Raw genomic sequence first — 24,924 nt, 5'->3', positions numbered from 1 at the left:
CCAGACCCCTAGGAGGAGCCGCCCCATGCCCCCGATCGGACAACCAGAACGCGCCACGCAGGACCGCGTAGTCGCACTGTTCCGCGACGAACTGGGCTGGCGCTACGCGGGTGACTGGTCGGACCGCGAGGGCAATGCCAACATCGAAGAGAGCTTGCTCACGCCTTGGCTCGCGAAGCGAGGCTTCACGCCCGCGCAGATCAGCGCCGCCTTACTGCGCCTGCGCAGCGAGGCCGGTAACCACCATCGCACGCTCTATGCGAACAACAAGGCCGTGTACGGCCTGCTGCGCTACGGCGTACAGGTGCTGACGGCTGCAGGCGCCAAGACGCAGACCCTCGAGCTGATCGACTGGCAGCATCCGGAGGCCAACGATTTCGCCATCGCAGAGGAAGTGACGCTGAAAGGCGATCGCACGCGGCGGCCTGACCTGGTGCTGTACGTCAACGGCATCGCCATCAGCGTGATCGAGCTGAAGAACAGCCGCGTGTCGGTGGGTGAAGGCATCCGTCAGTGCCTATCGAACCAGTTGCCGATGTTCCATGAGGCGTTTTTCAGCACGGTGCAGTTCGTGTTTGCCGGCAACGATTCGGAAGGGCTGCGTTACGGCACGATCAAGACCGAAGAGAAGATGTTTCTGAAGTGGAAGGAAGACGAGGCCGACGACAGCCGCTTCAAGCTCGACAAGTACCTGCTGAAGATGTGCGGCAAGGTGCGGCTGATCGAGTTGATGCACGACTTCGTGCTGTTCGACGGCGGCATCAAGAAGCTGCCGCGCGTGCACCAGTACTTCGGCATTCAGGCGGCGCAGGCGCATGTAAAGCAGCGCAAGGGCGGCATCTTGTGGCATACCCAGGGCAGCGGCAAGAGCATCGTGATGGTGCTGTTGGCGCGCTGGATTCTGGAGAGCCGGCCGCAGGCGCGCGTGGTGATCGTGACCGACCGCGACGAGCTGGACAAGCAGATCCAGCGCGTGTTCACCGATGCGGGCGAGAAGCTGCACCGCAGCCGCAGCGGGCGCGACTTGATGATGCAGCTGGCGCAGCCCGCCCCCAGGCTGCTGTGCTCGCTGGTGCACAAGTTCGGTGTGGAAGCGCGCGGGCGCGACAAGAAGGAGTTCGAGGCCTTTCTGGAAGAACTCCAGACCCAGCCGGCAACGGCCGTGGGCGAACTGTTCGTGTTCGTCGACGAATGCCACCGCACCCAAAGCGGCCGGCTGCACCGCGTGATGAAGGCACTGCTGCCCGAAGCTGTATTCATTGGCTTCACCGGCACGCCGCTGCTCAAGGCCGACAAGCAGTCCAGCTTGGAGGTGTTCGGGGGTTACATCCACACCTACAAATTCGGCGAGGCGGTGGAAGATGAGGTGGTGCTGGACCTGGTGTACGAGGCCCGCGACATCGACCAGCGGCTGGGTTCGCCCGCGAGGATCGACGCTTGGTTCGAGGCCGCGACCGAAGACCTGAACAACTGGCAGAAGAACGAACTCAAGGCCAAGTGGGGGACGATGCAGCAGGTGCTGAGTTCGCGGTCGCGCATGCAGCGTGTGGTGGACGACATTAAGTTCGACTTCAGCGTCACCAAGTTCGGCAAGCCTCGGCTTTCCAGCGGTCGTGGCAATGCCATCCTCGTTGCTTCCAGCATCTATGAGGCATGCAAGTACTTCACGTTGTTCAATGCAGTCGGCACGAGCTTCAAGGGCAAGTGCGCCATTGTCACCTCGTACAACCCGCAAGCCAAAGATGTGACGACCGAAGAGGTTGGTGCCAACACCGAGAGCGACAAGCAGTTCATCTTCAACACCTACACCGAGCTGTTGAAGGGTGTCGAGGCCAAGCCGGGAATGAGCGCCACCGAGACCTACGAGGAATGGGCGAAGGCGCTGTTCTCCAATGAACCTGCGAATATGAAGCTGCTGGTGGTGGTCGACAAGCTGCTGACCGGCTTCGACGCGCCTCCGTGCACCTACCTGTACATCGACAAATCGATGCAGGACCATGGCCTGTTCCAGGCCATCTGCCGCACCAATCGGTTGGACGGCGATGACAAGGACTTCGGCTACATCGTCGACTACAAGGACCTGTTCAAGAAGGTGGAGAAGGCGATTGCCGTCTACACCTCGGAGCTGGACCACAGCTCGGGTGGCGCCGACCCCGAAGTGCTGATGCAGAACCGGCTGGAGATCGGCCGCAAGCGCCTGGAGGATGCGGTGGAAGCGTTGGCTCTGTTATGTGAGCCGGTGGCGCCACCGCGCAGTGAGCTGGAGCACATTCGCTATTTCTGCGGCAACACTGAGATCGCCAGCGATCTGGCTGCCCACGAACCGCAGCGCGTGATGCTTTACAAGGGCGTGGTCGCGCTGTTGCGTGCCTGGGCCAATGTGGCCGACGAATTGGGGGCAGCCGGCTACGCCGAGGCCGACGGTGTGCGTCTGCGAGGGCTGCTCGACCACTACGTGAAGCTGCGCGAGATCGTGCGCAAGGCCAGCGGCGAGACGCTGGACCTGAAGCCGTACGAGGCCGACATGCGGCACCTGATCGACACCTACATCGAGGCCGAAGAGCCGCGGCAGATTTCGCCGTTCGAGGGTGTGGGCCTGCTGGACCTGATCGTCAAGACGGGCATCGCCGATGCCATCGCCGCGAAGCTCGGCGAGCTCAAGGGCAACCGCGATGCGATCGCCGAGACGATCGAGAACAACGTACGCAGCAAGATCGTCAAGGAGCACCTGAACGATCCGGCGTTCTACGAGCGCATGTCGGCACTGCTAGACGGCATCATCAAGCTGCGCAAGGAGAAGGCCGAAGAGTATGAGCAGTACTTACTGCGCATTGCGCAACTGGTGAAGGACGTGGAGGCGGGGCGCGCGGAAGATGCGCCGATAGAGCTGACGACGCCAGGACGCCGCGCGCTGTACAACAACCTGCAGCCTTGGCTTGCGGCGCGGCCCGCAAATCACGTTGCCGAGCCGACGCCACCCTACAGTGACAGAGACATCCGGAACCCGGCGCTTGCGTTGGCGCTACGCATCGACCAGACCGTCAAGGCGATAAGGCCGGATAGCTGGCGAGGCAATCCGGCGAAAGAGAACACCATTAAGGCGGCGCTGTATGCGTTGCTGCAGGATGCGGAGCAGGTGGAGCGCATCTTCCTGATCCTCAAGGCCCAGGGCGAGTACTGATGCCGGCTCGCATTGCGCTTGGCGGTATCGAGGCGGAGGTGGTCTTCAAGGACATCCGCAACGTCCATCTGACGGTGTTGCCGCCAAATGGGCGGGTGCGCATTTCCGCCCCGACGCATATGGCGCTCGACACGGTTCGTGTGTTCGCCCTATCCAAATTGGCCTGGATCAAGAACCAGCGCAGAAGCATGGCTGAGCAGGAGCGTGAGCCGTCACGCGAATACCTGGAGCGCGAGAGCCACTACGTCTGGGGCCGCCGCTACCTGCTCAAGCTGGTGGAGACCGACGGTCCGCAGACGGTGATGCTCCGACACCGCACGCTGGTGTTGGCTGTGAAACAGGGCGCCGACCTAACGGCGCGGGAGGCCGTGCTTTCCCGTTGGTACCGCGATCAGGTGCGCGAGCGCGCCGGGTCATTGGCCGCGGTTTGGAGCCGTACGCTCGGGTTGAATGCGCCGCGTCTTCACGTCCAGCATATGAAGACGAAATGGGGGAGCTGTTCTCCTACAAGGTGCGCGATCCGCCTCAATACCGAACTGGCCAAGAAACCTCCGGGTTGCCTGGAGTACATCGTTGTCCACGAGCTGGTCCACCTGCTTGAGCCTACCCACAACGATCGCTTCAAGGCTCTGATGCGGACGTTCCTGCCTGATTGGGAGGATCGCCGGCGCGAATTGAGCGCCTTACCGGTCCGTCATGAGGATTGGGACTACTGATCCTCAGAGTCAGATTGACGGTAAAAGTGACGGTAGAGCGCGATCACGCAGGCCCGAGAACTTAGAGATAAAGAGGCCGAATCAAGCCTCCTCAAAATAGTCAGAGTCGATGCGCTTGACCGTGTAGTTCGCGGCGACCGACACGCCCACATCGAAGTCAATCATCAAGCTCGCTAGCTTTTGACCGTCGATAAGAACCACCTTTGTGTCGATCTGCCCTACATAGGCTGTTGCATCCGCTGTGTAGGCGGAAGTGGTAATGAAGACACCTTTTCTAGCCCGCTGTCCTTGTAGGGCGCCAACAAACTTCTGTATCTCGGGGCGTCCGACCGATCCCTGCCAGCGTTTGGCTTGGATGAAGATGGTGTCGAGTCCCAGGCGGTCTTCTTTGATGATTCCGTCAATGCCGCCATCGCCGCTCTGGCCAATTCGTTCGCCAGCATCCTTGCGACTTCCCCCGTAACCCATCTTGACCAGTAGTTCCACGACGAGATGCTCAAAGAAGGTGGGCGAACAGGCAAGGATCTTGGACAAGAGTTCCTGGGCAAGCTGCTGACGCAGACCTTGGTAGCCGCTCTCGATGGCTTCCTCGGGCGTGGCCTCTGCTTCGGTGGGCCTCATCGCAATGGGGGCCGGCTGACCATCCGCCTGGGGTTGCGATGCCCGTTGAAAGTCCTGGAACTCGGGAAACCGGGACAGGTACTTCGAGTCGACAACCTTCACTCCCTCGGCCAAAACGCTCATGCCACGTGGAGTGATCTTGAAGACTCCTCGACGAGGCGCTTCGATCAGGGCTGCCTTCTTGAGGTAGGTCCGGGCCCAGCCAACCCGGTTCACGAAAACGGCCGTCTGGCCGCTGGGAAGAAGCTGTGCTCGCTCCGCGGGGGTCAACGAGAAATGATCTGCAAGAACTTCAGCGATTTCTCGGATAGGCCATTCCTTTCCATCTTCGAGGAGCGCGAGGAAAGGCTGCGTGCAATCGGTGTATGTAGGGATCGCCATGCACCGGATGATAGGGGCTGGGCAAACGCAAATCGGCGCACTTCATTCCGCTCGAAAGCGAGCCTTTACCGTTTGCGCACGCGATCGACTGCACCATTTGCCGCCGGCGAGAACACTTAGGAGGAGGCTGATCGGATGCCGCTCAGCGGTGCCCAGAAAGGGCGACTTAGCCGCCTTCTCCCGAATCGCCTGCGGCGACGGTAAACCGGGCAGTACAAGGCCCCTCCTGAACCTTCCTACTCACTCTGTACATAGAGAAGCGCCGTAGGCTATTGACGATTGAGTGGGAGTGAGATCGGGGCCCGCGGACTGTCGTCCGCGAAGAAAACCCCATCGGCCTTCAAGAGGCCGATGGCCCGACCTCGATCGCGATCTTTCCTCGCAACCCGTTGTTGGGACTTTCCAGCCGCGCATGGGCAAGCGGAATGTCTGCCAGCGAATAGACGGCACCCACATGCGGCCGTAGCTGCCCGCGCTCGATCAAGGCGCTCAACTCATCGAGCTTGCCGCGGTTCTGTCGCGTGAAGACGAAGTGGTAGCTCGCGTTCTTGCCCCAGGCCTGGACGAGGTTCTGCGGCCGGGCAATGTCCACGATGCTGACGACGCGGCCCAGTTGGGCGAGCGCGTCGGGGCTGCGCGACAGGGTGTCGCCGCCGATGGTGTCGAACACGACGTCGACGCCGCGGCCACCCGTCTCGCGCAGGACGGCGTCGACGTAGTCCTCCTTCTCGTAGTCGATGAGCACGTCGGCACCCAGGCTGCGTGCGAACTCGAAGTTGGCTTCGCGCACGGTGGTGAACACCCGGGCTCCGATGGCTCTGGCGAGCTGAATCGCCACATGGCCGACGCCTCCCGCGCCGCCGTGCACCAGGATGCTTTCGCCCACCCTGAGCGCCGCGCGCACGACCAGCGCTTCCCATGCCGTGCCACCCACCAGGGTCAGGCTCGCCGCCTCGAGATGGCTCAGCGAGGAGGGCTTCTTGCCGACGATGCCTTGGGCCGCAACGTGGTATTCGGCATAGCTGCCCGGCCCGTCGAAGATCTGCGGCGTGTACCAGACCTCGTCTCCGGGAGAGAAGGCCGTCACGCCCGGCCCGACTTCTTCCACAACGCCCGATACGTCGTGGCCGGTGATGGCCGGCAATGGCACCAGGTCGGGATAGTCGCCACGTCGGACCTGGTAATCCAGGGGATTGATGGAGGTCGCGTGGACCCGGACCAGGACCTGTCCCGCCTGGGGCACAGGGCGGGGCAGGTCGCACAGTTCGAACGATTCGGGGCCACCGAACGATGTGAGTCTCAGAGCTTTCATGGCATGTCCTTCATTTCTGTAAAAAGGGATATCGGGAATTTCCGATGTTTCGGGGTAAAAAAAGTCAAAGCTCCTTGCCGATGATCTCGGCCAGGGCGCTGATGGTTGCCTCGTTGCGCTTGTAGTAGGTCCACTGGCCGATGCGACGGACTTCGACGAGACCGGCCCGCTGCAGGGTCGCGAGGTAGTCCGACACCGTCGACTGCGACAATCCGACGCCTTCCTGGATGCTGCTGACGCAGACCCCCACCGTCAGGACGTCGCCTTCGTCCTGCGGCGGGAAGTTCTTCGCGGGATCCTTCAAGCCCTTCAGGATGTCGAGGCGCGTCCGGTTCGAGAGGGCCTTGAAGACTTCGAGCAGTTCCATGCGCCAATCATATCGGAATTTACCGATATCCCAATGCCGATGCCGTATGACCCTTCAAGTCCCGGGGGCCACCCACCACGCATGCCCCGTGCGCGGCGCCTCCAACGCCACCCGTTCTCCCATCACCGGCGTGGCCAGCTTCACATCGCGCGCCCGCGCCAGTGCCTGGATGCGCTCGAAGGGTTCGTTCCAGGCATGCATCGCCAGGTCGAAGGTGCCGTTGTGCACCGGCAGCAGCCAGCGCCCGCGCAGGTCGAGGTGGGCCTGCAGCGTCTGCTCGGGCTGCATGTGGACGTCGGCCCATTGCTTGTCGTAGGCACCGGTCTCGAGCATGGTCACGTCGAAGGGACCGTAGCGATCGCCGATGGTCTTGAAGTCGGCGTGGTAGCCAGTGTCGCCGCTGAAGAAGAGCCGCAGGTCGCCGGCCAGGATCACCCACGAGGCCCACAGGGTGCGGTCTTCGTCGAGCAGGGTGCGGCCCGAGAAATGCTGCGCGGGCACGGCCGCGAGGCGGATGCCGCCGACGGTGGTCTCGTCCCACCAGTCGAGCTGCCGCACCCGCGCCGGGTCGACGCCCCAGCCGATCAGGCGGTCGCCCACGCCGAGCGGCGTGACGAACACCTCGACCTTGGGCGCAAGCCGCGCGATGGCGGCGCGGTCCAGGTGGTCGAAGTGGTCGTGCGAGAGGATCACGCCCTTGATCGGGGGCAGGTCGTCGATGTCGATCGGCGGCGCGTGGAAGCGCTTGGGGCCGGCCCATTGCACTGGCGACGCACGCTCGGAGAACACGGGGTCGGTGAGCCAGAACTCGCCGTCGAGCTTGAGCAGCAGGGTCGAATGGCCGAGGCGGTAGAGGCTGCGGTCCGGCGCCGCCAGCAGCGCCGCGGTCGTCAGTGGCCGCACCGGGATCGGGGTGCTTGGCACGGTGGTGTCGCTCTTGCCGGTCAGGACCCGCCAGCCGATCGCCACGGTCTTCAGGAAGCCCATCGGCGCGCGTGGCACGACGTTGCGATAGACGCCGCCGCGCTGCTGCGGCGACTGGGGATGGGCCGTGGGGCGCGAGCCGCAGGCGCACAGGGAGAAGGTGGACATGGCGAGGACTCCGTTCGTGAACAGGTGGAAGGGGCTCAGGCGCCGGCCGCCGGGCCGGGACGGCCGCAGACGAGGCGCACGGCGGTGCGGATGCCGGCCTGGTACTCGGCCGGCGTGCGGGCATAGTGCTTGAGGCCGTGCGAGGCGGCATACAGGTGCTGCGCCAGCGCCTTGGCCGTGAGGCCGGCGCCGCGCCAGGGCACGGCATCGCCGCTGGACTGGATGGCGCGCGCCAGTTCCTTGGGCACGGCCTGGTCGAACTCCTCGAGCACCGGGCCGACCAGCTCGCGCGCGGTCGCGACGATCTCGTTCATGTGCTCGAGCGACATCTGCGAACCGTCGTTCTGCGCATGCAGCGCCGCGAAGGCGCCGACCAGCCGCTCCTCGATCGGCAGCTCCTCGCGCGCCAGCGCGGCCCGCATGGCCGCGAGGCCGCGTTCCGCGAACCAGGTGACGGCCTGCTTGAAGAGTTCGTCCTTCGAGGTGAAGTGCAGGTAGAGGCCCTGGCGCGAGATGCCGGCGGCGCGCGCGAGGTCGTCCATCGAGGTCTTGCGGTAGCCGTAGCGCAGGAAGACGCCGATTGCGGCCTCCATGATCGCGACGCGCCGGTCGGGGGTGGGGGCCATCAGCGGGGCACTCCGGCAAGGCCGAAGGAGATCGGGGACAGCGAAGGCATGGGCGAATTCGACGGTGAGGGTGGGTGTTCGGGGCCCCGCCGATCGACGCACCACGAAGCTCGGTGCCGATCCGCGAGGACAGGCATCGGACTTTACAGTATTGATCTATTTTGTCAATTTGGTATGGAGGCGAGACCACGCTCCTCACGCGGTTTCAACGCTCTCGTAGACGAGGATCGCCGCCGCGAGGTCCTCGAGCGCCGTGCCCACGGCCTTGAAGACGGTCCGTCCCTCGGTCCCGGTTCGCCCCTGTATCCGGCCGACGGCGAGGTCGGCCAGCTCTCCCGCCACGTCCGCCGCCGCGAACACGCCGCGCGACATCGGCCCGAGCAGTTCGCCGCTCTTCTGCAGCGCCTCCCGCGTGTCGATGAAGAGCTTCGCGCCGACGAACGCGGCGTCGTCGGCCTCGCGCATCTGCGGCGTGAAGCCGCCGATCAGGTCGAGGTGGCTGTGCGGCCGCAGCCAGGCGCCCTCGATCACCGGCTGCGTCGCGAGCGTGGCGCAGCTCACGATGTCGGCCTCGCTCGCGGCCTGGCCGAGGTCGGTGGCGACGAACGCATCGATATCTTGCGCGTGGAGGCGCGCGGCGAGTTCCTTCGCCGCCACTTCGTTGCGATCCCAGACCGCGATGCGCTCGATCGGCCGTACGGTGCGAAAAGCCTCGGGAACGAGGCCACCGACACGGCCGCAGCCAACGACGAGCAGATTGCGCGCCTGCGCGGGCGCGAGGTAGGAGGCGGCGAGGGCCGATGCGGCGGCGGTGCGGCGCGAGGTGATCTCGTTGCCATCGATCTGCGCCAGCGGCTCTCCCGTGCTTGCGTCGTAGAGCGTGTAGGTCGAGAACAGACCGGGCAGGCCGCGTTCGGCATTGCCCGGGAAGATGTTCACCGTCTTGATGCCGAGGTAGCGGCCTTCCTGCCACGCCGGCATGATCAGCACGGTTCCGCCCGCTTGTGGAGCCTGGTTCTGGAGCGTGTGTACATGCCGTAACGGCACTTCGCAGCCGGCGACGAACATGTCGCGCAGCGCGGGGATCAGGCGCTCGAAGCGCAGGGCGTGGCGGGTGGTTTCGGTATCGATGGTTCTCATGGGGCGGTGGGTGGAAACGGAGGGCGGGGCTCATGCGTCGAGCACGAGGTCTTCGAGCGGCACGGCCTGGCATGTCAGGCACACGGCCGGGTCTTCGGGTTCACGGCCATGCAGGTGGACCACCTTGCCGGCGATCACGCGCACGGTGCAGCTTTCGCATTGCCCCACGCGGCAGCCGCTGGGCAGTTGCAGACCCAGCGATTCGCCGAAGCTCAGCAGCGTGCCCTGCCTGGGCGTCCACGTGACCGGTCCGCGGCCCGAGCGCGCGAAGCGGACATCGAACTGCTGGGGACCGTCCGTCGGCGGCGCGGCGGGCGATCGGAACACCTCGCTGAAGATGTCGAAGCGCGGCACGCCGCGCGCCACCAGTCCCGCGATGACGCTGTCCATCAGCGCGGGCGGGCCGCACAGGTAGAAGCGCGCCCGCTGCGCGATCAGCGCGTCGTCCACCACGCCGGCATCGATGTAGCGGTCCGACTGGTAGTCGATGCCGAGGCGGTCCTCGGGCAGCGGCGCGTTGTAGTGGTCGATCACCTGCAGTCGGGGCAGGCGCGCGCGGTGGTGTGCGATGCGTTCGCGGAAGGCGTGCGTCGCGCTGTTCTGGTTTGCGTAGTAGAGCCGGATCGCGGGGCCTTCGGCGCCATCGGGCAGCGACTCGAGCAGGCTGATGAACGGCGTGATGCCGATGCCGCCCGCGAACAGCACCAGCGGCTGGGGCGAGCTTCGGGGAATCGCGAAGCCGCCCGACGGTGCCCGCAGCTCGACCGTGTCGCCGAGCTTCAGCTCGCGATGCAGGTGGCCCGACATGCGCCCCTGGTACGGCGTGCCATCGGCCGCGCGGCCGCGCTGGTGCCGCACCGCGATGCTGTAGCCGTGCCGATCCTCTTGCTCGGCCGCACCGGTGAGCGAATAGGCACGCGAGACCGGCGTGCCATCGCCGGGATCGAGCTTGAGTTCGACATGCTGGCCGGGCCGGTAGTCGGGCAGGGCGCCATCGTCGACGGGCGCGAAGCGAATGCCCAGCACGCCCTCGGCCTCGGGCCGCAGTGCGTCGATGCGAAAGCGGCGCATGCCCGTCCATGCGCGCTGTCGCAACGCCGTGGCGGGATCGCGTTCGATGTCGCACAGAAAGGAACGGTGCGGCACCGAGCCGCTGACCGGATCGCAATGGTCGGCCGAGATCAGCGCATTGAAATTGCTGCTCAACGCACCATCGACCGGCAGGCCCTCGCGGTCCAGTTCGCTGCAGCCCTGCCACCAGCCGAACTCGGCCACGACGAGGTCGTCCGCCAGGCCGGGCGTGATGCGCGCGACGAAGCGGGCCTCGCCCACGCGCGTGCGGATGCGCAGCCAGTCGCCGTCGACGATGTGCTTGGCCTGCGCGAGCGCGGGGCTCAGCTCGGCCACCGGCTCGGGTGCGCGCCTGCGCAGCGAAGGCAGGCTGCGATGCTGGCTGTGGCAGTAGAGGCCGTTCTTGGCCGAGCTCAGCACGTAGGGGAAGCGGCCCTGTCCGGTCGCCCTGGCGTCGCGCGGCGTGTCGGCGGGCTCGACGAAGCTCGCCACGGGCGGCTGGCCGTGGCGCAGCAGGGTTTCGGAATAGAGCTCGACGCGGCGTGTGGGCGTGTCGAAGCCTCGCACGCCGGCGGGCGTTTCGCGCGCGTACTTCCGCTCGCCCGCGTCGATGTCGCAGGCCATGCCTTCGGGACGTTCGCGCAACTGCGCCACCGTGAGACCCAGCGGCTCGAGGATGTGGTTCCACCCGGCCTCCAGGCTGCCGTCGAAGAATGCGTCGCCCATGCCTAGGCGTTGCGCGAGGTCGAACAGCACCTCGTTGTCGGAACGCGACTCCCCGCGCGGCGCCACCATGCGCTGGCGCAGTTGCACCCAGCCGGCCGCGCGGTCGTCGATCTCGAAGCCGATGCGCAGGCCCTCGCGCTCCCAGGGCGTGTCGATCGGCAGCAGGATGTCGGCGTAGCGCGCGGCCGGCGTCTCGAACAGGTCGCAGTGCACGTGGAACTCGAGCTGCGACAGCGCCTGCTGCGCGAGCGCGGTGTCGGCCTGCGAGACCGGCAGGTTGGTGCCGAAGGCCATCATCGCGCGCACCTTGTACGGCTCGCCGTCGACGATCGCGCGATAGGTGTCGCGCGCGGTCACCCAGCCATGGGCGGGCGGGCCGATCGGCCGTTCCTTCAAGCCGAGTGCCTTCGCGCGCTGCGCAGCGGGCAGCAGCGAGAGCGCATTGACCGCGTTGACGCGCGGACCCGTGCGCACGCGGTTGCCGCCGATGCGGTCGAAGCTGCCGCACAGCGCGTACAGGGTGGCGACCGCGCGCTCCGACTGGGTCGCGTTGGTGTGCTGGCCGATGCCGGTCCAGGCGTGATAGGCCGTGCGGTGCCCGCCGCCGAACAGCTCGGCCGCGGCGCGCAGCGGGGCTTCGGGCACGCCGGTGATGCGTTCCACTTCCTGTGGTGTCCAGGCGGCGCAGGCCTGCGCCAGCAGATCGAAGGCCGGGCGGCATGCGAGGCGCTGGCCGTTCTCCATCGTCACCGTGACCGCACCGCGCAATCGGAAGTGGGCCGAGCCCTGCGCCTGTGCGGCCCGAGCGGTGTCGTAGGGCACTGCCCCCTGGTCCGCATCGCTCCAGACCATGAAGCGGTCACCCTCGGCATCGGGCCGCAGGTCGCGCTCGCGCAGCAGGTGCCCGTTTTCGTCGCGCACCAGCAGCGGCGCATTGGTCCAGTCGCGCACGAAAGCTTCGTCGAAGCGCTCGTCCGCGATCAACAGACGGATCAGCCCGAGCGCGAGCGCCGCATCGGTGCCGGGCCGCACCGGCAGCCACACGTCGGCCTGGCGCGCCAGCGCCGTGGGACGCGGGTCGACCACGATCATCCGCGCGCCTTTCGCGCGGCCCTTCGCGATGGCATTGGCCTGGGCCAGCCAGGTGTTGCTGGGGTTGTGGCCCCACAGCACGATCAGCTCGGCCTGCGCATAGTCGGCCGGCGGCATGCCGCAGCCGAAGGTGAAGGCATGGGCGAAGTCCTTGTGCCAGTTGCAGACCTCGGTCGCGTAGCAGATGTTGGGGCTGCCGAAGAGGCGCACGAAGCGCTCGATCCAGTCGATGCTGTCGGACAGAGGCGTGCCGCTCGGGGTGGTGACCGCGAACACCACCGATTCGGCGCCGCTCTCGGCCCTGATGGCGCCCAGGCGCCGAGCGGTCTCGGCCAGCGCCTCTTCCCAGCCGATGCGCACCCAGCCCGGATCCGGATCGCCCTTGGGCCGCGTGCGGCGCATGGGATGCAGCACGCGATGCGGGCTGTGCACGAGTTCGGGCGCGGCCTTGCCCTTCATGCACATGGCCTGGCCGGTCGGGTGCGCCGTGTCGGGGCGCACTGACACCAGCATGTCGCCGCGCACCTCGTTGAGCGTGCCGCAGCGCGAGCGGCAGAGCGTGCAGTAGCCGGGCTTGGTTTGCGTCGTGGCCGCGTCCATTCGAATGTCCGGCTCGTTCAGGGCATCACGGGCGCCACATAGCTCAGCGTGCGACCCAGGAACCACAGCATGAAGAGCACCAGCGGCGCATGGACGAGCAGCTGCAGGAAGGTGAAGCCGACGATGTCGCGCGCCTTCAGCGAGAGCACGCCCAGCAGCGGCAGCATCCAGAAGGGGTTGATCAGGTTGGGCAGCGCCTCGGCCGCGTTGTAGACCTGCACCGCCCAACCGAGGTGGACCTTGAGTTCGTTGGCCGCCTGCATGACGTAGGGCGCCTCGATGATCCACTTGCCGCCGCCCGAGGGAATGAAGAAGCCCAGGATGGCGGAGTACGCGCCCATCACCACCGCGAAGCTGTCGACGCTGGAGATGCTCACGAACAGGTGCGCGATGCGGTCCGACAGCGTGTGGCCGCCGTCGCCCTTGGCGGCGGTCAGCATGGCGGCGATGGCGCCGTAGAGCGGAAACTGGATGATCACGCCCGCGGTCGAGGGCACCGAGCGCGACACGGCGTCGAGAAAGCTGCGCGGGCGCCAGTGCAGCAGCATGCCGATCATCAGGAACAGCAGGTTGTAGGTGTTGAGCCCCGCGATCGCGATCAGCGGGCTCTTGGCCATGAACTCCTGCGCGAGCCAGCCGAAGCCGAGGGCGCACAGCAGCAGCGTGAGCAGCGGGCTGCGCTCGAGCCATTCGCCGGGGCGCCGCGTGGCGGTCGCGTCCGTGGCCGGCTTCACTTCGGTCAGGTCGATGCCGAGCTCCTGCGCTTTGACCGCGCTCTCGGCCGTCGGCGCGGACCACAGCGCGATCGCGACCGAGACGGTGATCAGCACCAGCGCCATCACCATCGATTGCCACAGGAAGATGGTCTGGCTGAACGGGATCACGCCGGTGATGTCGAGGATGCTCCTGGGCAGGCTGGCGGCGTTCGCCTGCAGTTGCGCCGCCGAGGAGCTCAGGCCGAGCGCCCAGGTCGCGCCCAGCCCGAGATAGGCGGCCGCGCCGGCGGCGCGGTAGTCCATGCGCAGTTCGGTCCGGCGTGCCAGGGCGCGCACGTAGAGCGCGCTGAAGATCAGCGAGATGCCCCAGTTGAACAGCGACAGGATCATGCTGATCGCCGCCACGTAGGCGATGGCCTGGCGCCCCGACATGGGCACCGATGCCAGGCGACCGATGAAGCGCGCGGCCGGCGGCGAGGTCGCGACCACGTAGCCGCCGATCGCGACCAGCGCCATCTGCATCGTGAAGACGATCAGGCTCCAGAAGCCGTCGCCGAAGGACTTGGCCACGACCAGCGGGCTCGATCCATTGAGCAGCGCCGCGACGGCGACCACCGCCGCCGCGATGGCCGCGAACACGTAGGCATCGGGGAACCAGCGCTCGGCCCAGGCGGTGAAGCGCAGGCCCAGGCGGCTCAGCAGGCCGGGACCCGCATGGCCGGGATGCGCGGCGGAAGGGAGCAGGGCGTCTTGCTCGGGGGCTGTTCTTGATGTCGAGGGCATGGTGTCTCCAGTGGCTGGGCCTGGGGCGTCTTTCGCGCCCGGGATGTCGTGCGGGGCGACTATGGGCGAACACCGGAGCCAATTCAAATATTGAATATTAATAGAGTGATATAGGATCGATCTATGTCGATCACGATCAAGCAGCTGCAGCACTTCGTCGCCACGGCCCACACGGGCCAAGTCTCGCGCGCGGCGCAGCGCTGCTACGTGAGCCAGCCTTCGTTGACGACATCGCTGCGCAATCTCGAGACCGCGCTGAAGGTCCAGCTCTTCACGCGGCACTCCGACGGGCTGCGGCTCACGGTGCATGGCGAAGGCTTCCTGCGCCACGCGCAGCACATCCTGCGCACGCTCGAAGTGGCGGTGGAGGAGACCCACGGCTCGGCGTCCTCGGTCGAAGGGCGCGTGCGCATCGCCATCACGGACACGGTGTCCGAATACATGCTGCCGAAGATCATCGGCGCCATGCGCCGGCAGTTGCCGTTGATCGAGTTCGAACCGGTCGAGCGCAACCGCGAGGAGATCGAGGCAGGCCTGCGCAGCGGCGAGTTCGACCTGGCCGTGGTGCTGGTCTCGAACCTCTCGCAGGCGCCCGACATCCGGCGCGAGAACCTGCTGAAGTCGCAGCGGCGCCTGTGGACCTCGCTCGACCATCCCTTGGCCACCGGGCAGTCGGTGTCTTTGCGCGAGATCGCGGAGCTTCCCTTCGTGCTGCTCGACATGGACGAGCACGTGGAGACCGTGGGCCGCTACTGGGGCGCGGCGAAGCTCGAACCCAAGGTCGTGTTCCGTACCAAGTCGATCGAGGCCGTGCGCAGCCTGGTTGCGCAGAACGTCGGCGTGACGATCCTGTCGGACCTGGTGTTCCGCCCGTGGTCGCACGACGGCGGGCGCATTCGCCGCACGGCGATGGCGGGCGCGGTGCCGTCGATGGACCTGGGGCTGGCCTACCGGCGCAGCGGCGTGCTGTCCGAGGCGGTCGCCGCCTGTGCGGGCACCTTGCGGCTGCTGGCGAAGACGGTGACGCGGGAGTCGGATCTGCGGGCCGGCGACGGCCCATGAATTAAAAAAAAGCCCCCGCGTCTTCCCGAAACGCGGGGGCTCGATCGCTCAGGCCGGCATGCGCCCGAAGCGGCCGCCGTTGAAGTCGGCCATGGCCTGGCGGATCTCGGCCTCGCTGTTCATCACGAACGGACCGTAGCCCACCACGGGCTCGTCGATCGGTTCGCCCGACAGCCACAGCACCGTCGCGTCGCTGTTGGCCTCGATCTCCACGCCGCTGCCGGCGGTGTCCAGGTGCACCAGCTGCCCTTCACGCGCGATCGTCTCGCCATTGACCAGCACCGTGCCGCGCAGCACCACCAGCGCCAGCGTGCGGCCTTCCTTCGCCTCGAAGCGCCCGGTGCGGCCCTGGGCGATGCGAAGGTCCCACACGTCCATCGGCGTGAAGGTGCGCGCCGGGCCGCGGTGGCCGTCGAAGTCGCCGGCGATCACGCGCACCCGGCCCGCGCCCTCGGGCAGGTCCACCGACGGGATCTGCGCGTCGAGCAGGGTCTGGTAGCCGGGCTCGGCCATCTTGTCCTTCGCGGGCAGGTTGACCCAGAGCTGCACCATCTCCATCGTGCCGCCGCGCTCGGTGAAGCCGCGCGAGTGGAACTCCTCGTGCAGGATGCCGCCGCCGGCGGTCATCCATTGCACGTCGCCCGGGCCGATCAGGCCGCCCGCGCCGGTGGAGTCGCGATGCTCGACCTCGCCCTGGTAGACGATGGTCACGGTCTCGAAACCGCGGTGCGGATGCTGGCCCACGCCACGCGGGCGGGCGGCCGGTTCGAAGGCGGTCGGCGCCGCATGGTCGAGCAGCAGGAACGGGCTCAGGTGCTTGCCCAGGCCGTCGTAGCCGAACAGCGAGCGCACCGGAAAACCGTCGCCCACCCAGTGCGTGCGAGGGGCGCTGTAGACACCGAGAACCTTCTTCATCTTCATCTCCTTGCGTCGCCAGGACGAGGGTCCTGGCCGATGGATAGAGAATATGGGTTGAACGATGGATGCGGTAGATGGCGACATTTGCCATCAGCGTTCTATCTTGTGAACGATGAGGGGGCGCGAGCGATGAAGGACCTGAACGACCTCTACTACTACGTGCAGGTGGTGGACCACGGCGGCTTCGCGCCCGCGGGCCGTGCGCTGGGCATGCCCAAGTCCAAGCTCAGCCGGCGCATCGCGCTGCTCGAGGAGCGCCTGGGCACGCGCCTGATCCAGCGCTCGACGCGGCGCTTCGCCGTCACCGAGCCGGGCCAGACCTACTACAGCCACTGCAAGGCGATGCTGGTCGAGGCCGAGGCGGCCGACGAGGCCATCGCGCTGACCCAGGCCGAGCCGCGCGGCGTGGTGCGCATGACCTGCCCGGTGGCGCTGCTCGACACGCACGTCGGCGACATGGTGGCTGCCTTCATGGTCGCGCACCCGCGCGTGCAAATCCACCTCGAGGAAACCAACCGCCGCGTGGACGTGGTGGGCGAGGGCGTCGATGTCGCCATTCGCGTGCGGCCGCCGCCGATCGAGGACAGCGAGCTCGTGATGCGCGTGCTCGCCGAGCGCGGGCAGTGCCTGGTGGCGCATCCGCAGCTGCTGTCGGGCGGCATCCCGCGCGTGCCTGCGGACCTTGGCGGCCTGCCGAGCATGGACCTGGGCCTGCCGCAGCACGAGCATGTGTGGACCCTGATCGGCCCCGATGGCGCGCAGGCCGCCATCCGCCATCAGCCGCGCCTCGTCACGCGCGGCATGCTGGCGCTGCGCGCCGCCGCCCTCGCGGGCGTGGGCGTCGTGCAGCTGCCCTCGATGATGGTGCGCGAGCAGATCGCGCGCGGCGAGCTGATCCACGTGATCCAGGGGTGGGCGCCGCGGCGCGAGATCATCCACGCGGTGTTCGCTTCGCGGCGCGGGCTGCTGCCGGCGGTGCGGGCGCTGGTGGACTTTCTGGCAGAGCGCTTCGCGGCGCTGGACGAAGACTGAATCCGCGTTCCATTCGCCTCGGGCCGCGGTCTCACCCGCAACAGTTCGCTTCCATCGCAACCTGAAACCGAGTCCCCAGCAACAAGTGTTGTGGATTTGTTCTCAGTGTTTGTCCGAATCTGAAACCGCGTTTGTACATCCGTACATCATTTGGTTAACAGCAATAACAATATGCAACCATTCAAAAAAGACAGTCAGGGAAGAAGGTATGCCACTCGTTCTGGGCGTGATGGGGCTCCCTCCGGTTGAGGTCGAGCTCCTGAGAATTATCGTCCGCCTCAGCTCCAATCTCCGTTCGCGCTGGACGGTCAGCGAATCGCAGTCCTGCGACCTGCTGCTGATCGACGGCGAAGGCCCGGCCGCGGAGCGGCAAGCGCCGCCGGCCCGTTTCGTGGTGCCGATGGTGCCCCGCCACGGCGCCGCCGCCACGCCACCCAGTCCCGCGCTGGCGCGCCCCATCTACGCCGAGGAACTGGTCGAGCTGCTCAACCAGATCGCGCCGAGCGCGGTGACGGGCCATGCAGCGCCATCCGGTGCGCGTGCCTCGCTGAGCCGCTGGCCGTCGCAGGCGACGCTGCAGTGCCACCCGGCCCATGTCCGGTTGGCGGCGGCGCTCGCCAGGAGCGCGCAGTCGGCCGAGAGCCTCGGGGTGCTGGGCCAGGTCGATGCCGAGGTGTGCCGCGCTTTCCTTCGCCTGCTCGACGAAGAGGGGGCCCTGGTCTGGGTCCGGGAAGAAGCGATTCCCGCGCCTCGCGCGGCCGGAGCCGCCGATGCGCGGCAACACAAGCAGGGGCTGCTCTCGCGCATCCGCCAGCGTCTCGGCCTGTTCTGAGCGGGCTCGCGCCATGAGGGATTTCAAGCTCGTCTTCACGGGCCCGATGGGCGTGGGCAAGACCACGGCCATCGCCGCCATCAGCGAGACCGCGCCCATCGCCACCGAGGTCGCCAATGCCGATGCCTCCGTGGCCAAGGCCACCACGACGGTGGGACTGGACTTCGGCCAGCTGACGCTGGACAACGGCGACCGGCTGCGCCTGTACGGCACGCCGGGGCAGGCCCGCTTCGACTTCATGTGGAAGATCCTGGTGCGCGATGCGCTGGGCCTCGCGATCCTGGTCGACAACAGCCGGCCCGATCCGCTGGCGGACTTGGTGGCCTATCTCGACGGTTTCGCGGGCGCGCTCGAGAAGATGCCCTGCGCGATCGGCGTCACCCGGCTGCCCACGCATCCTTCGCCCACGCTCGACGACTACGCCGGCGCGCTCGCGGCCCGCGGGCTGGTGCTGCCGGTGCTGGCGATGGACCCGCGCCGCAAGGACCACGTCGTCGCCTTGATCGAGACCTTGCTGATGCAGATCGAGGTGATCGACGAGGAGATCGCGCCATGAAGATTCCCCACGCGCTCAAGCTGCGTGCCGCGGCCGAGGCCCGCAGCGTGCTCGACGAGACGAGCGGTGTCGTCTCGGTGGTGGTCGCCACGCCCGACGGCTTCGAGATCGCTCATGCCAGCCTGCGCGACTTCGACCCCTCGCGCATCGCCGCGATGGCCAGTTCGATGGCCGCCATCGGCGCCGTGGCCTCGCAGGAGGCGCGCCTCGGTCGCTGCACCTGCATCACGGTGGCCACCGACAAGGGCTTCGCGCTGGTCAGCCCGGTGCGCAACGGCGAGACGGAACTGGTGGTGAACGTCATCGCCGACGCCGGCGCGGTGCTCGCGCAGGCGATGTACCGGACCGCCGCCTGCGTGCGGGCACTCGAGGCGCCTTGAGGCGTCGAGCGCAATTTCCGGCGGAGGCGGGTTGCATGCGACGCCGCCGCTTCATCCTTTCATTCGCATGATCCACAGGGAACAAGACACATGGCCACGATCCAGAACAGCCTCGACAACCTCATGACCGCCGATGGCGCGCTGTGCGCCGCCGTGGTCGATTCCGCCAGCGGCATGATGCTGGGCGCCATCGGCTCCGGCGTCGACCTCGAAGTGGCGGCCGCCGGCAATACCGAGGTGATGCGCGCCAAGCTCAAGACGATGCGTGCCCTCGGCCTCAACGACAGCATCGAAGACATCCTGATCACGCTCGGCAAGCAGTACCACCTGCTGCGCCCGATGGCGCAGAAGGAAGGCGTGTTCGTCTACTTCGTGCTCGACAAGGCCAAGTCGAACCTGGCGCTGGCCCGGCGCAAGCTGCAGGAGGTCGAGAAGGACATGAACTTCTGAGCGTCCGGCCCGGGTGCCTTAGGCGCACCCGGTGCATGGGCAATGCGGCGCCGATACGATGGCCGCTCGTTCGCCGCCCCGTCGAATTGGTGACCGCTCTCTTCGTCGCGCACGAGGAGCCGGATGCCAGCCATCTCGCCCGACGCGGCGGGACAGCCCGCCACTGAACCCTTGCAGCACCTGTCGTTCCCGCGGGGCGGCTTCCTCGTTTCGTTTCGAAGGACGCCGACATGCACGCCGACACCTCCATCTCCCGTTCCGTCCGGCGCGAAGCGCTCGACCTGCTGCTGCAACGTCATTCCCCCTGGCCGCTGACCGACCCCGCGCCCTCGGCCCAGGACCTCGACCTGGTGTTCCAGGCCGCCTTGCGCGCCCCCGACCACGGCCAACTGCAACCCTGGCGCTTCCTCACCATCCGCGGCGATGCCCGCATCGCCCTCGGCGAAGTGTTCGCACGAGCCGCGCGCCAGCGCGATCCCGAAGAAGACGGCGAGCGCTTCCGCAACAAGGCGATGGCCGCGCCGCTGCTGATCGCGCTCTGCGCGCGCGTGCTGGCGCCGCATAAGATCCCCGAGTCCGAGCAGGTGCTCGCGGTCGGCGCCGCCGCGATGAACATGCTCAATGCGCTGCACCTGCTGGGCTATGGCGGCTTCTGGGCCACGGGGCTCAACAGCTACGACCCGCGGGTGCAGCGCGCGCTGGGCCTGGGCGAGGCGGACCGGCTGCTGGGCTTCCTCTACGTCGGTACGGCGAAGGAGGCGACCCGCGCGCCCGAGCGCAGCGCGCCCGACGCGTTCGTGCGCGAATGGACCGGCGAGGCGATCGGCGCGCAACGCTGAAATTTCTTCGCGCGGCGGTCCCGGATCGCGCCGGGCATCTGTACCATTCAGCCCCCCAACGAATGCCATCCGCCGTGCGGTCCTCGACCGCCACCGCACGCGCCCCCACGCTTGACTGCCGCCATCCGCCACACCCGCCGCCGCGCACCCACGTCCCCGCACGAGGGCCGACGCGCATGAAGTCCCGCCGCACCGCCCCCGCGAGCGAACAGCAACTGCTGCTGCCCGGCATCGACGCGCCGCCGCCACCGCTGCGCACGCGCAGCCGCGCCACGCCCGGCGAACGCGCGCCGCGCAAGCCGCCGCCGGCACACGTACTGTTCTTCGCGATCCACCCCGGTGAGGAAGATGCCGCGCGCATCGCGGCCTGGAGCGCGCAATGGCATGCGGAACGGGACCTCCGCGCCATGCACGTGGAGCCCGACCGGTTGCACGTCACGCTGCATGACCTGGGCGAGCACGACGAGTTGCCGCGCGACAAGGTCGGGCTCGCGATCGCGGCCGCCTCGCGGCTGCACCTGCCGCGCTTCGAGGTGGCGTTCGACAGCGCGATGCGCTTCGCCAAGGGCGCCTGCGTGCTGCTCGGCGGCGAGAACGCCGAGGTGGCCGCGCTCGCGGCCTTCAGGCAGCGCCTGGGCGAGGTGCTGGCCGATGCGGGCTTCGCGCCCAAGCGCGCCTTCACGCCCCACCTCACGGTGTCGTACATGCGCGGCGCGATGGAGCCGGCCACGGTCGAGCCGGTGCGCTGGACCGCCGCGAGCTTCGCGCTGATCGACAGCCGGCGCGCCGAGGGCGTGCACGAGGTGCTGGGCCGCTGGGCGCTGCCGGGCTGACGCCAGCGTCAGAAGTTCGCGCGCACGCCCACGGTCAGCAGGCCGGCCTTGGCGTGCTTGGAGACCTTGCCGAAGTAGTCGTAGTCGGCGGTGATCGAGAGATTGCGCGTCACGGCGTACTCGGCGCCGAAGCCGGCCATGAGGCCTGTGCCGTTGCCGCCGATGCTCTCGCCGCCGAACAGGCGGTGGTTGTTGCCGGCCGAGACCCGGCCATGCGCCACGCCGAGCCGGCCGTTGAGCGCGAACGATTCGCCCAGCGGCAGCCGCGCGGTGGCGGCCGCGTAGAACACCTGGCCGGTGCCGTTCTCGAGCACCGAGTTCGCGCCGAACGCGCTGTAGCTGGTGTTCCACTGCTTCACGCGGCCCAGCCGCGCATAGCCGCCTTCCACGCCGAAGGTGTCGGTGAAGCGGTAGCCGCCATAGACCTTGAACGCGGTGCCGCTCTTGCTGTTCTTCTCGCCGCCCCAGGGCACGGGCACGCGCGAGGACGAGGGCAGGCTGTAGCTCGAGCGGCCGATGGCGCCGCCGACGTACAGGCGCGTGGGTTCCTTGCCGTACTCGGCGGCGCCGGCCTTCATCGACGCGGCGGCGCCCAGCAGCAGGGCGGACAGGAGGAGGGCGGTGCGCAGGGACGAGGTCTTCGGAAGCGAGGCGGGGTTCGAATGCATGGAATGCCTGGAAAAGTGGGATGAAAAAGAAGGGAGCCAACGGCGGCACGCGGTGCGCCGGTGGTTGCGTTCATTCTCGAAACCGAGCCTGAAGAAAGGCTGCGCCTCCCCTGAAGGCTTCGTGAAGGTGGCCGCTGCACAAAGCTTCAAGACGCCGCGTGCACCGAGGGCTAAGGTGCCACGCCATTCCCCACCCATTCATGCATTCACGGAGACACGGTTGACTGACATCGGACCCCTCGGATTCATCGGACTCGGCGTCATGGGCCAGCCCATGGCGCTCAACCTCGCACGCGCGGGCACGCCGCTGGTCGTATGGAACCGCTCGCCCGCGCGTGCCGAGCCCCTGCGCGAGGCCGGCGCGCAGGTCGCGGACACACCCGCGCAGGTGCTGCGCCGCACGCGCATCGCGATCCTCATGCTGGCCCACGGCGAGGCGATCGACGAGGCGCTGGGCCGCGGCACGCCGGCCTTCGCCGACAACGTGGCGGGGCGCACCATCGTCCACATGGGCACCACCTCGGCCGCGTATTCGCAGGCGCTGGCCGACGCGGTCCGCGCCGCGGGCGGGCGCTATGTCGAGGCGCCGGTCTCGGGCTCGCGCAAGCCGGCCGAGGCCGGGCAACTGGTGGCGATGCTGGCCGGCGACGCGGACGCGGTGGAAGCGCTGCGCCCGCTGCTCAAGCCCATGTGCCACGAGACCGTGGTCTGCGGCCCGGTGCCGCAGGCGCTGCTGATGAAGCTCTCGGTCAACCTGTTCCTGATCACCATGGTCACGGGTCTCGCGGAGGCCTTCCATTTCGCGGACCGCCACGGGCTCGACACGGGCAAGCTGGTGTCGGTGCTCGATGCCGGGCCGATGGCCAGCGCCGTGTCGCGCATGAAGGCGCAGAAGCTGCTCGCGCAGGACTTCGAGGTGCAGGCCTCGATCACCGACGTGCTCAAGAACAACCGGCTGGTGGCCGAGGCGGCGCGCGCGGCCGGCGTGGCCTCGCCGCTGCTCGATGCCTGCCACGCGCTCTATGGCGAGACGCAGGCACTGGGCCTGGGCGCGCTCGACATGGCGGCCGTGGTGCGCGCGATCGAGGCGCGCACCGACGCCGGCGCGCGCTGATCAGCCCAGCGCCGCGCTCCAGCGCGCGGGCGTGAGGCCGTAGGCCTGCTTGAACTGGCGCGACATGTGGCTCTGGTCGGCGAAGCCGGCTGCATCGGCCGCATCGGCCAGCGAGCTGCCGCGCCGCAATAGTTGGCGCACCGCGTCGAGCTGGCGCAGCGTGCGGAAGCGGCTCGGGCTGGTGCCGAAGGCCGCGCGGAACTGGCGCGCGAGCGACCAGCGGTCGAGCCCGGCCAGGCGTTCGAGCGCCACCATCGCGGGGCGCTCGGTCGGCGTGGCGGCGATGTGGTCGCGCACGCGCGTGAGGCCCGCGAGTTCGAGCGAGCCGGGGGCCTGGGGCTGCCCGGTGGCGGCGTTGGCCAGCAGTTGCGCCACCGCGACCGCGAACTCGGTGCGCAGCACCTCGTCGTCGATCGCGGCGTCGAAGTCCCAGAGCTCGCGCGCGGTGCGCGGGCCCGTGCCGAGGGCCCGCAGCCGCGTCGCATCGAGCACCGGCTGCGCCACGAAGGGCAGCGGCTTGCCCTGCAGCGCGCTCTGCACCAGCGCCGGATCGACATAGAGGATGCGGTAGCCGAAGCCGTCGTCGGTGCCCGCGCCGCCATCGTGCAGCTCGTCGGGATGCAGCACGTGGCACTGGCCCGGCAGGCACTGCTGCTGCGTGCCGCGGTAGCGAAAGCGCTGCACGCCCGCGAGCGTGATGCCGATCGCATAGGTGTCGTGGCGGTGCGGCGAGAAGGCCTGGCCGTGCAGATGGGCCTCGAGGCGTTCGATGCCTTCGGTGCCGGGAGCGATCCGGATGCGGGGGGAGGGCGCCATCGTGATGCGAAAAAGGGCGATGGCCGTGTTTGTACGCCGAACCCGAAGACCGTGCTCAGTCGCCGTCGGCGAACTGGTCGAACAACAGGCCGCGCAGCCACTGGTTGCCCGGGTCGCGGTGCAGCTTGGCGTGCCAGAACAGGTTGATCGCGATCTGCGGCAGCGCCACCGGGTGCGGGCGCCACACCAGCCCGAAGGGCTCGGCGATGCTCTGCGCGAGCCGCTCGGGCACGGTGGCGATCATGTCGCCCGAACGCAGGATGTGGCCGATGGCCACGAAGTGCGGCACGCGCAGCCGGATGCGCCGCTGGATGCCCTGCGCGGCCATCACGTCGTCGGCCTTGCCGTGGCCGGTGCCCGCGGCCTGCACCAGCACGTGGTCGGCCGCGACGAAGTCCTTGAGCGACACGCTGCGCTTCTTCGCGAGCGGATGGCTGCCGGCGAACAGGCACACGTAGCGCTGGCGGAACAGCCGGCGCTGGAACACGCCCGACTTGAGCTGCGGCAGCAGCCCGATCGCCAGGTCGACATGGCCGGCCTCGAGCTCCTCGCGCAGATTCGTGGCCGTGTTGTTGCGCACGGTGCTGATGGTCACGCCCGGTGCGACCGCCGACAGCGCGGCCATCAGCTTCGGCGTGAAGTAGATCTCGCCGATGTCGGTCATCGCGAGCGCGAAGGCGCGCGTGCTGGTGGCCGGGTCGAACACCACCTGCTGGTTGAGTGCGGTGTGCAGCGCGCCCATGGCATAGGCCACCGGCTCGGCCAGCTGCAGCGCGAAGGGCGTGGGCTCCATGCCGCGCGCGGTGCGCAGGAACAGCTCGTCGCCCAGCAGCTTGCGCAGCCGCGCGAGCGCGTTGCTGATCGCGGGCTGCGACAGGCCCAGCGATGCGGCCACGGCCGACACGCGTTTCTCGGCCAGCATGCGGTCGAACACCAGCAACAGGTTGAGGTCGATGTCCTTGAGCTGCATGCCGGACCTTTATTCATTTGGGTGATGAAG

At 67.8% G+C, this 24,924-nt stretch carries 23 protein-coding genes; 11 read left to right on the top strand and 12 right to left on the bottom strand.

The features are described from left to right. The first annotated feature begins 25 nt into the window (after positions 1-25). Positions 26-3,181: a type I restriction endonuclease subunit R gene (locus AC07PU_RS26350; protein WP_495321501.1), complete on the top strand. Its 3,156-nt coding sequence runs from the start codon at positions 26-28 to the stop codon at positions 3,179-3,181. Beyond that, positions 3,181-3,897, top strand: a complete 717-nt coding sequence (locus tag AC07PU_RS26345; RefSeq protein ID WP_495321500.1) for a M48 family metallopeptidase — start codon at positions 3,181-3,183, stop codon at positions 3,895-3,897. The genes AC07PU_RS26350 and AC07PU_RS26345 overlap by 1 nt, the downstream gene beginning before the upstream one ends. 81 nt (positions 3,898-3,978) lie before the next feature. Here AC07PU_RS26345 and AC07PU_RS26340 read toward each other — a convergent pair whose 3' ends face one another. The 8 genes from AC07PU_RS26340 to AC07PU_RS26305 form a co-directional block, all read right to left on the bottom strand. Then, positions 3,979-4,899: a restriction endonuclease gene (locus tag AC07PU_RS26340; RefSeq protein ID WP_495321499.1), complete on the bottom strand. Its 921-nt coding sequence runs from the start codon at positions 4,897-4,899 to the stop codon at positions 3,979-3,981. Positions 4,900-5,239: 340 nt separating this feature from the next. Next, positions 5,240-6,211, bottom strand: a complete 972-nt coding sequence (locus AC07PU_RS26335; RefSeq protein ID WP_495321498.1) for a zinc-dependent alcohol dehydrogenase family protein — start codon at positions 6,209-6,211, stop codon at positions 5,240-5,242. A gap of 64 nt (positions 6,212-6,275) precedes the next feature. Next, the gene (locus AC07PU_RS26330) at positions 6,276-6,578 is read right to left on the bottom strand and encodes an ArsR/SmtB family transcription factor (RefSeq protein WP_093341792.1); all 303 of its coding nucleotides are present in this window, start codon (positions 6,576-6,578) and stop codon (positions 6,276-6,278) included. Positions 6,579-6,632: 54 nt separating this feature from the next. Continuing rightward, positions 6,633-7,670 carry an MBL fold metallo-hydrolase gene (locus AC07PU_RS26325; protein WP_495321497.1) on the bottom strand — a complete coding sequence of 346 codons (1,038 nt, stop codon included), beginning with the start codon at positions 7,668-7,670 and terminating at the stop codon, positions 6,633-6,635. A gap of 35 nt (positions 7,671-7,705) precedes the next feature. Next, complete coding sequence (locus tag AC07PU_RS26320) at positions 7,706-8,296, bottom strand: TetR/AcrR family transcriptional regulator (RefSeq protein WP_398500144.1); 591 nt, start codon at positions 8,294-8,296, stop codon at positions 7,706-7,708. Positions 8,297-8,491: 195 nt separating this feature from the next. After that, the gene (gene lhpI / locus AC07PU_RS26315) at positions 8,492-9,436 is read right to left on the bottom strand and encodes a bifunctional Delta(1)-pyrroline-2-carboxylate/Delta(1)-piperideine-2-carboxylate reductase (protein ID WP_495321496.1); all 945 of its coding nucleotides are present in this window, start codon (positions 9,434-9,436) and stop codon (positions 8,492-8,494) included. 30 nt (positions 9,437-9,466) lie between these two features. After that, positions 9,467-12,925 (bottom strand): molybdopterin-dependent oxidoreductase, encoded by a 3,459-nt coding sequence (locus tag AC07PU_RS26310; RefSeq protein ID WP_495321495.1) that lies wholly within the window; start codon positions 12,923-12,925, stop codon positions 9,467-9,469. A gap of 17 nt (positions 12,926-12,942) precedes the next feature. Beyond that, positions 12,943-14,424, bottom strand: a complete 1,482-nt coding sequence (locus tag AC07PU_RS26305; RefSeq protein ID WP_495321494.1) for a short-chain fatty acid transporter — start codon at positions 14,422-14,424, stop codon at positions 12,943-12,945. A 123-nt stretch (positions 14,425-14,547) separates the two neighbouring features. Between AC07PU_RS26305 and AC07PU_RS26300 the strand changes: the two genes are divergently transcribed. Beyond that, positions 14,548-15,486, top strand: coding sequence for a LysR family transcriptional regulator (locus AC07PU_RS26300; protein ID WP_495321493.1), 939 nt, complete (start codon positions 14,548-14,550; stop codon positions 15,484-15,486). A 48-nt stretch (positions 15,487-15,534) separates the two neighbouring features. Here AC07PU_RS26300 and AC07PU_RS26295 read toward each other — a convergent pair whose 3' ends face one another. Beyond that, entirely contained in the window at positions 15,535-16,401 is an 867-nt protein-coding gene (locus tag AC07PU_RS26295) for a pirin family protein (protein ID WP_495321492.1), read from the bottom strand. 132 nt (positions 16,402-16,533) lie between these two features. On the opposite strand from AC07PU_RS26295, the gene AC07PU_RS26290 reads away from it, so the two are divergent. The 7 genes from AC07PU_RS26290 to AC07PU_RS26260 all read left to right on the top strand — a co-directional run bounded on the left by AC07PU_RS26290 (position 16,534) and on the right by AC07PU_RS26260 (position 21,326). Beyond that, complete coding sequence (locus AC07PU_RS26290) at positions 16,534-17,436, top strand: LysR family transcriptional regulator (protein ID WP_495321491.1); 903 nt, start codon at positions 16,534-16,536, stop codon at positions 17,434-17,436. Between the two features lie 208 nt (positions 17,437-17,644). Beyond that, positions 17,645-18,268 (top strand): hypothetical protein, encoded by a 624-nt coding sequence (locus AC07PU_RS26285; RefSeq protein WP_495321490.1) that lies wholly within the window; start codon positions 17,645-17,647, stop codon positions 18,266-18,268. A 13-nt stretch (positions 18,269-18,281) separates the two neighbouring features. Next, complete coding sequence (locus tag AC07PU_RS26280) at positions 18,282-18,824, top strand: GTP-binding protein (protein WP_495321489.1); 543 nt, start codon at positions 18,282-18,284, stop codon at positions 18,822-18,824. Continuing rightward, on the top strand, positions 18,821-19,204 hold the full coding sequence (locus AC07PU_RS26275; protein ID WP_495321488.1) for a roadblock/LC7 domain-containing protein: 384 nt from the start codon (positions 18,821-18,823) through the stop codon (positions 19,202-19,204). The genes AC07PU_RS26280 and AC07PU_RS26275 overlap by 4 nt, the downstream gene beginning before the upstream one ends. 90 nt (positions 19,205-19,294) lie before the next feature. Further along, complete coding sequence (locus tag AC07PU_RS26270; protein WP_495321487.1) at positions 19,295-19,654, top strand: hypothetical protein; 360 nt, start codon at positions 19,295-19,297, stop codon at positions 19,652-19,654. A gap of 230 nt (positions 19,655-19,884) precedes the next feature. Next, the gene (locus AC07PU_RS26265) at positions 19,885-20,493 is read left to right on the top strand and encodes a nitroreductase family protein (protein WP_495321486.1); all 609 of its coding nucleotides are present in this window, start codon (positions 19,885-19,887) and stop codon (positions 20,491-20,493) included. A 176-nt stretch (positions 20,494-20,669) separates the two neighbouring features. Next, a complete protein-coding gene (locus AC07PU_RS26260; RefSeq protein ID WP_495321485.1) occupies positions 20,670-21,326 on the top strand; it encodes a 2'-5' RNA ligase family protein in 657 nt (218 codons plus the stop codon). Between the two features lie 8 nt (positions 21,327-21,334). Here the strand turns inward: AC07PU_RS26260 and AC07PU_RS26255 are convergent, their stop codons facing one another. Then, complete coding sequence (locus AC07PU_RS26255; RefSeq protein WP_495321484.1) at positions 21,335-21,994, bottom strand: outer membrane beta-barrel protein; 660 nt, start codon at positions 21,992-21,994, stop codon at positions 21,335-21,337. 220 nt (positions 21,995-22,214) lie between these two features. Between AC07PU_RS26255 and AC07PU_RS26250 the strand changes: the two genes are divergently transcribed. Next, complete coding sequence (locus tag AC07PU_RS26250; protein ID WP_495321483.1) at positions 22,215-23,108, top strand: NAD(P)-dependent oxidoreductase; 894 nt, start codon at positions 22,215-22,217, stop codon at positions 23,106-23,108. On the opposite strand, the gene AC07PU_RS26245 is transcribed toward AC07PU_RS26250, so the two are convergent. Further along, a complete protein-coding gene (locus AC07PU_RS26245; protein ID WP_495321482.1) occupies positions 23,109-23,924 on the bottom strand; it encodes an AraC family transcriptional regulator in 816 nt (271 codons plus the stop codon). It lies immediately after the preceding gene. A gap of 55 nt (positions 23,925-23,979) precedes the next feature. Then, positions 23,980-24,894: a LysR family transcriptional regulator gene (locus tag AC07PU_RS26240; RefSeq protein WP_093341826.1), complete on the bottom strand. Its 915-nt coding sequence runs from the start codon at positions 24,892-24,894 to the stop codon at positions 23,980-23,982. Positions 24,895-24,924: the final 30 nt, after the last annotated feature.

It is taken from the genome of Variovorax sp. GW821-FHT10D07 (assembly GCF_059415325.1).
The sequence above is the reverse complement of the archived record's forward strand: the minus strand, read 5'-3'. Positions and strand labels throughout refer to the sequence as shown.

Bases quoted from the DNA above. Each gene is read 5' to 3' on its own strand.
- AC07PU_RS26285 (WP_495321490.1), top strand. From the start codon at position 17,645: ATGCCACTCGTTCTGGGCGTGATGGGGCTCCCTCCGGTTGAGGTCGAG.
- AC07PU_RS26350 (WP_495321501.1), top strand. From the start codon at position 26: ATGCCCCCGATCGGACAACCAGAACGCGCCACGCAGGACCGCGTAGTC.
- AC07PU_RS26345 (WP_495321500.1), top strand. From the start codon at position 3,181: ATGCCGGCTCGCATTGCGCTTGGCGGTATCGAGGCGGAGGTGGTCTTC.
- AC07PU_RS26255 (WP_495321484.1), bottom strand. From the start codon at position 21,994: ATGCATTCGAACCCCGCCTCGCTTCCGAAGACCTCGTCCCTGCGCACC.
- AC07PU_RS26275 (WP_495321488.1), top strand. From the start codon at position 18,821: ATGAAGATTCCCCACGCGCTCAAGCTGCGTGCCGCGGCCGAGGCCCGC.
- AC07PU_RS26335 (WP_495321498.1), bottom strand. From the start codon at position 6,211: ATGAAAGCTCTGAGACTCACATCGTTCGGTGGCCCCGAATCGTTCGAA.
- AC07PU_RS26240 (WP_093341826.1), bottom strand. From the start codon at position 24,894: ATGCAGCTCAAGGACATCGACCTCAACCTGTTGCTGGTGTTCGACCGC.
- AC07PU_RS26270 (WP_495321487.1), top strand. From the start codon at position 19,295: ATGGCCACGATCCAGAACAGCCTCGACAACCTCATGACCGCCGATGGC.
- AC07PU_RS26260 (WP_495321485.1), top strand. From the start codon at position 20,670: ATGAAGTCCCGCCGCACCGCCCCCGCGAGCGAACAGCAACTGCTGCTG.
- AC07PU_RS26245 (WP_495321482.1), bottom strand. From the start codon at position 23,924: ATGGCGCCCTCCCCCCGCATCCGGATCGCTCCCGGCACCGAAGGCATC.
- AC07PU_RS26325 (WP_495321497.1), bottom strand. From the start codon at position 7,670: ATGTCCACCTTCTCCCTGTGCGCCTGCGGCTCGCGCCCCACGGCCCAT.
- AC07PU_RS26265 (WP_495321486.1), top strand. From the start codon at position 19,885: ATGCACGCCGACACCTCCATCTCCCGTTCCGTCCGGCGCGAAGCGCTC.
- AC07PU_RS26340 (WP_495321499.1), bottom strand. From the start codon at position 4,899: ATGGCGATCCCTACATACACCGATTGCACGCAGCCTTTCCTCGCGCTC.
- AC07PU_RS26280 (WP_495321489.1), top strand. From the start codon at position 18,282: ATGAGGGATTTCAAGCTCGTCTTCACGGGCCCGATGGGCGTGGGCAAG.
- AC07PU_RS26310 (WP_495321495.1), bottom strand. From the start codon at position 12,925: ATGGACGCGGCCACGACGCAAACCAAGCCCGGCTACTGCACGCTCTGC.
- AC07PU_RS26305 (WP_495321494.1), bottom strand. From the start codon at position 14,424: ATGCCCTCGACATCAAGAACAGCCCCCGAGCAAGACGCCCTGCTCCCT.
- AC07PU_RS26320 (WP_398500144.1), bottom strand. From the start codon at position 8,296: ATGGCCCCCACCCCCGACCGGCGCGTCGCGATCATGGAGGCCGCAATC.
- AC07PU_RS26330 (WP_093341792.1), bottom strand. From the start codon at position 6,578: ATGGAACTGCTCGAAGTCTTCAAGGCCCTCTCGAACCGGACGCGCCTC.
- AC07PU_RS26295 (WP_495321492.1), bottom strand. From the start codon at position 16,401: ATGAAGAAGGTTCTCGGTGTCTACAGCGCCCCTCGCACGCACTGGGTG.
- lhpI (WP_495321496.1), bottom strand. From the start codon at position 9,436: ATGAGAACCATCGATACCGAAACCACCCGCCACGCCCTGCGCTTCGAG.
- AC07PU_RS26300 (WP_495321493.1), top strand. From the start codon at position 14,548: ATGTCGATCACGATCAAGCAGCTGCAGCACTTCGTCGCCACGGCCCAC.
- AC07PU_RS26290 (WP_495321491.1), top strand. From the start codon at position 16,534: ATGAAGGACCTGAACGACCTCTACTACTACGTGCAGGTGGTGGACCAC.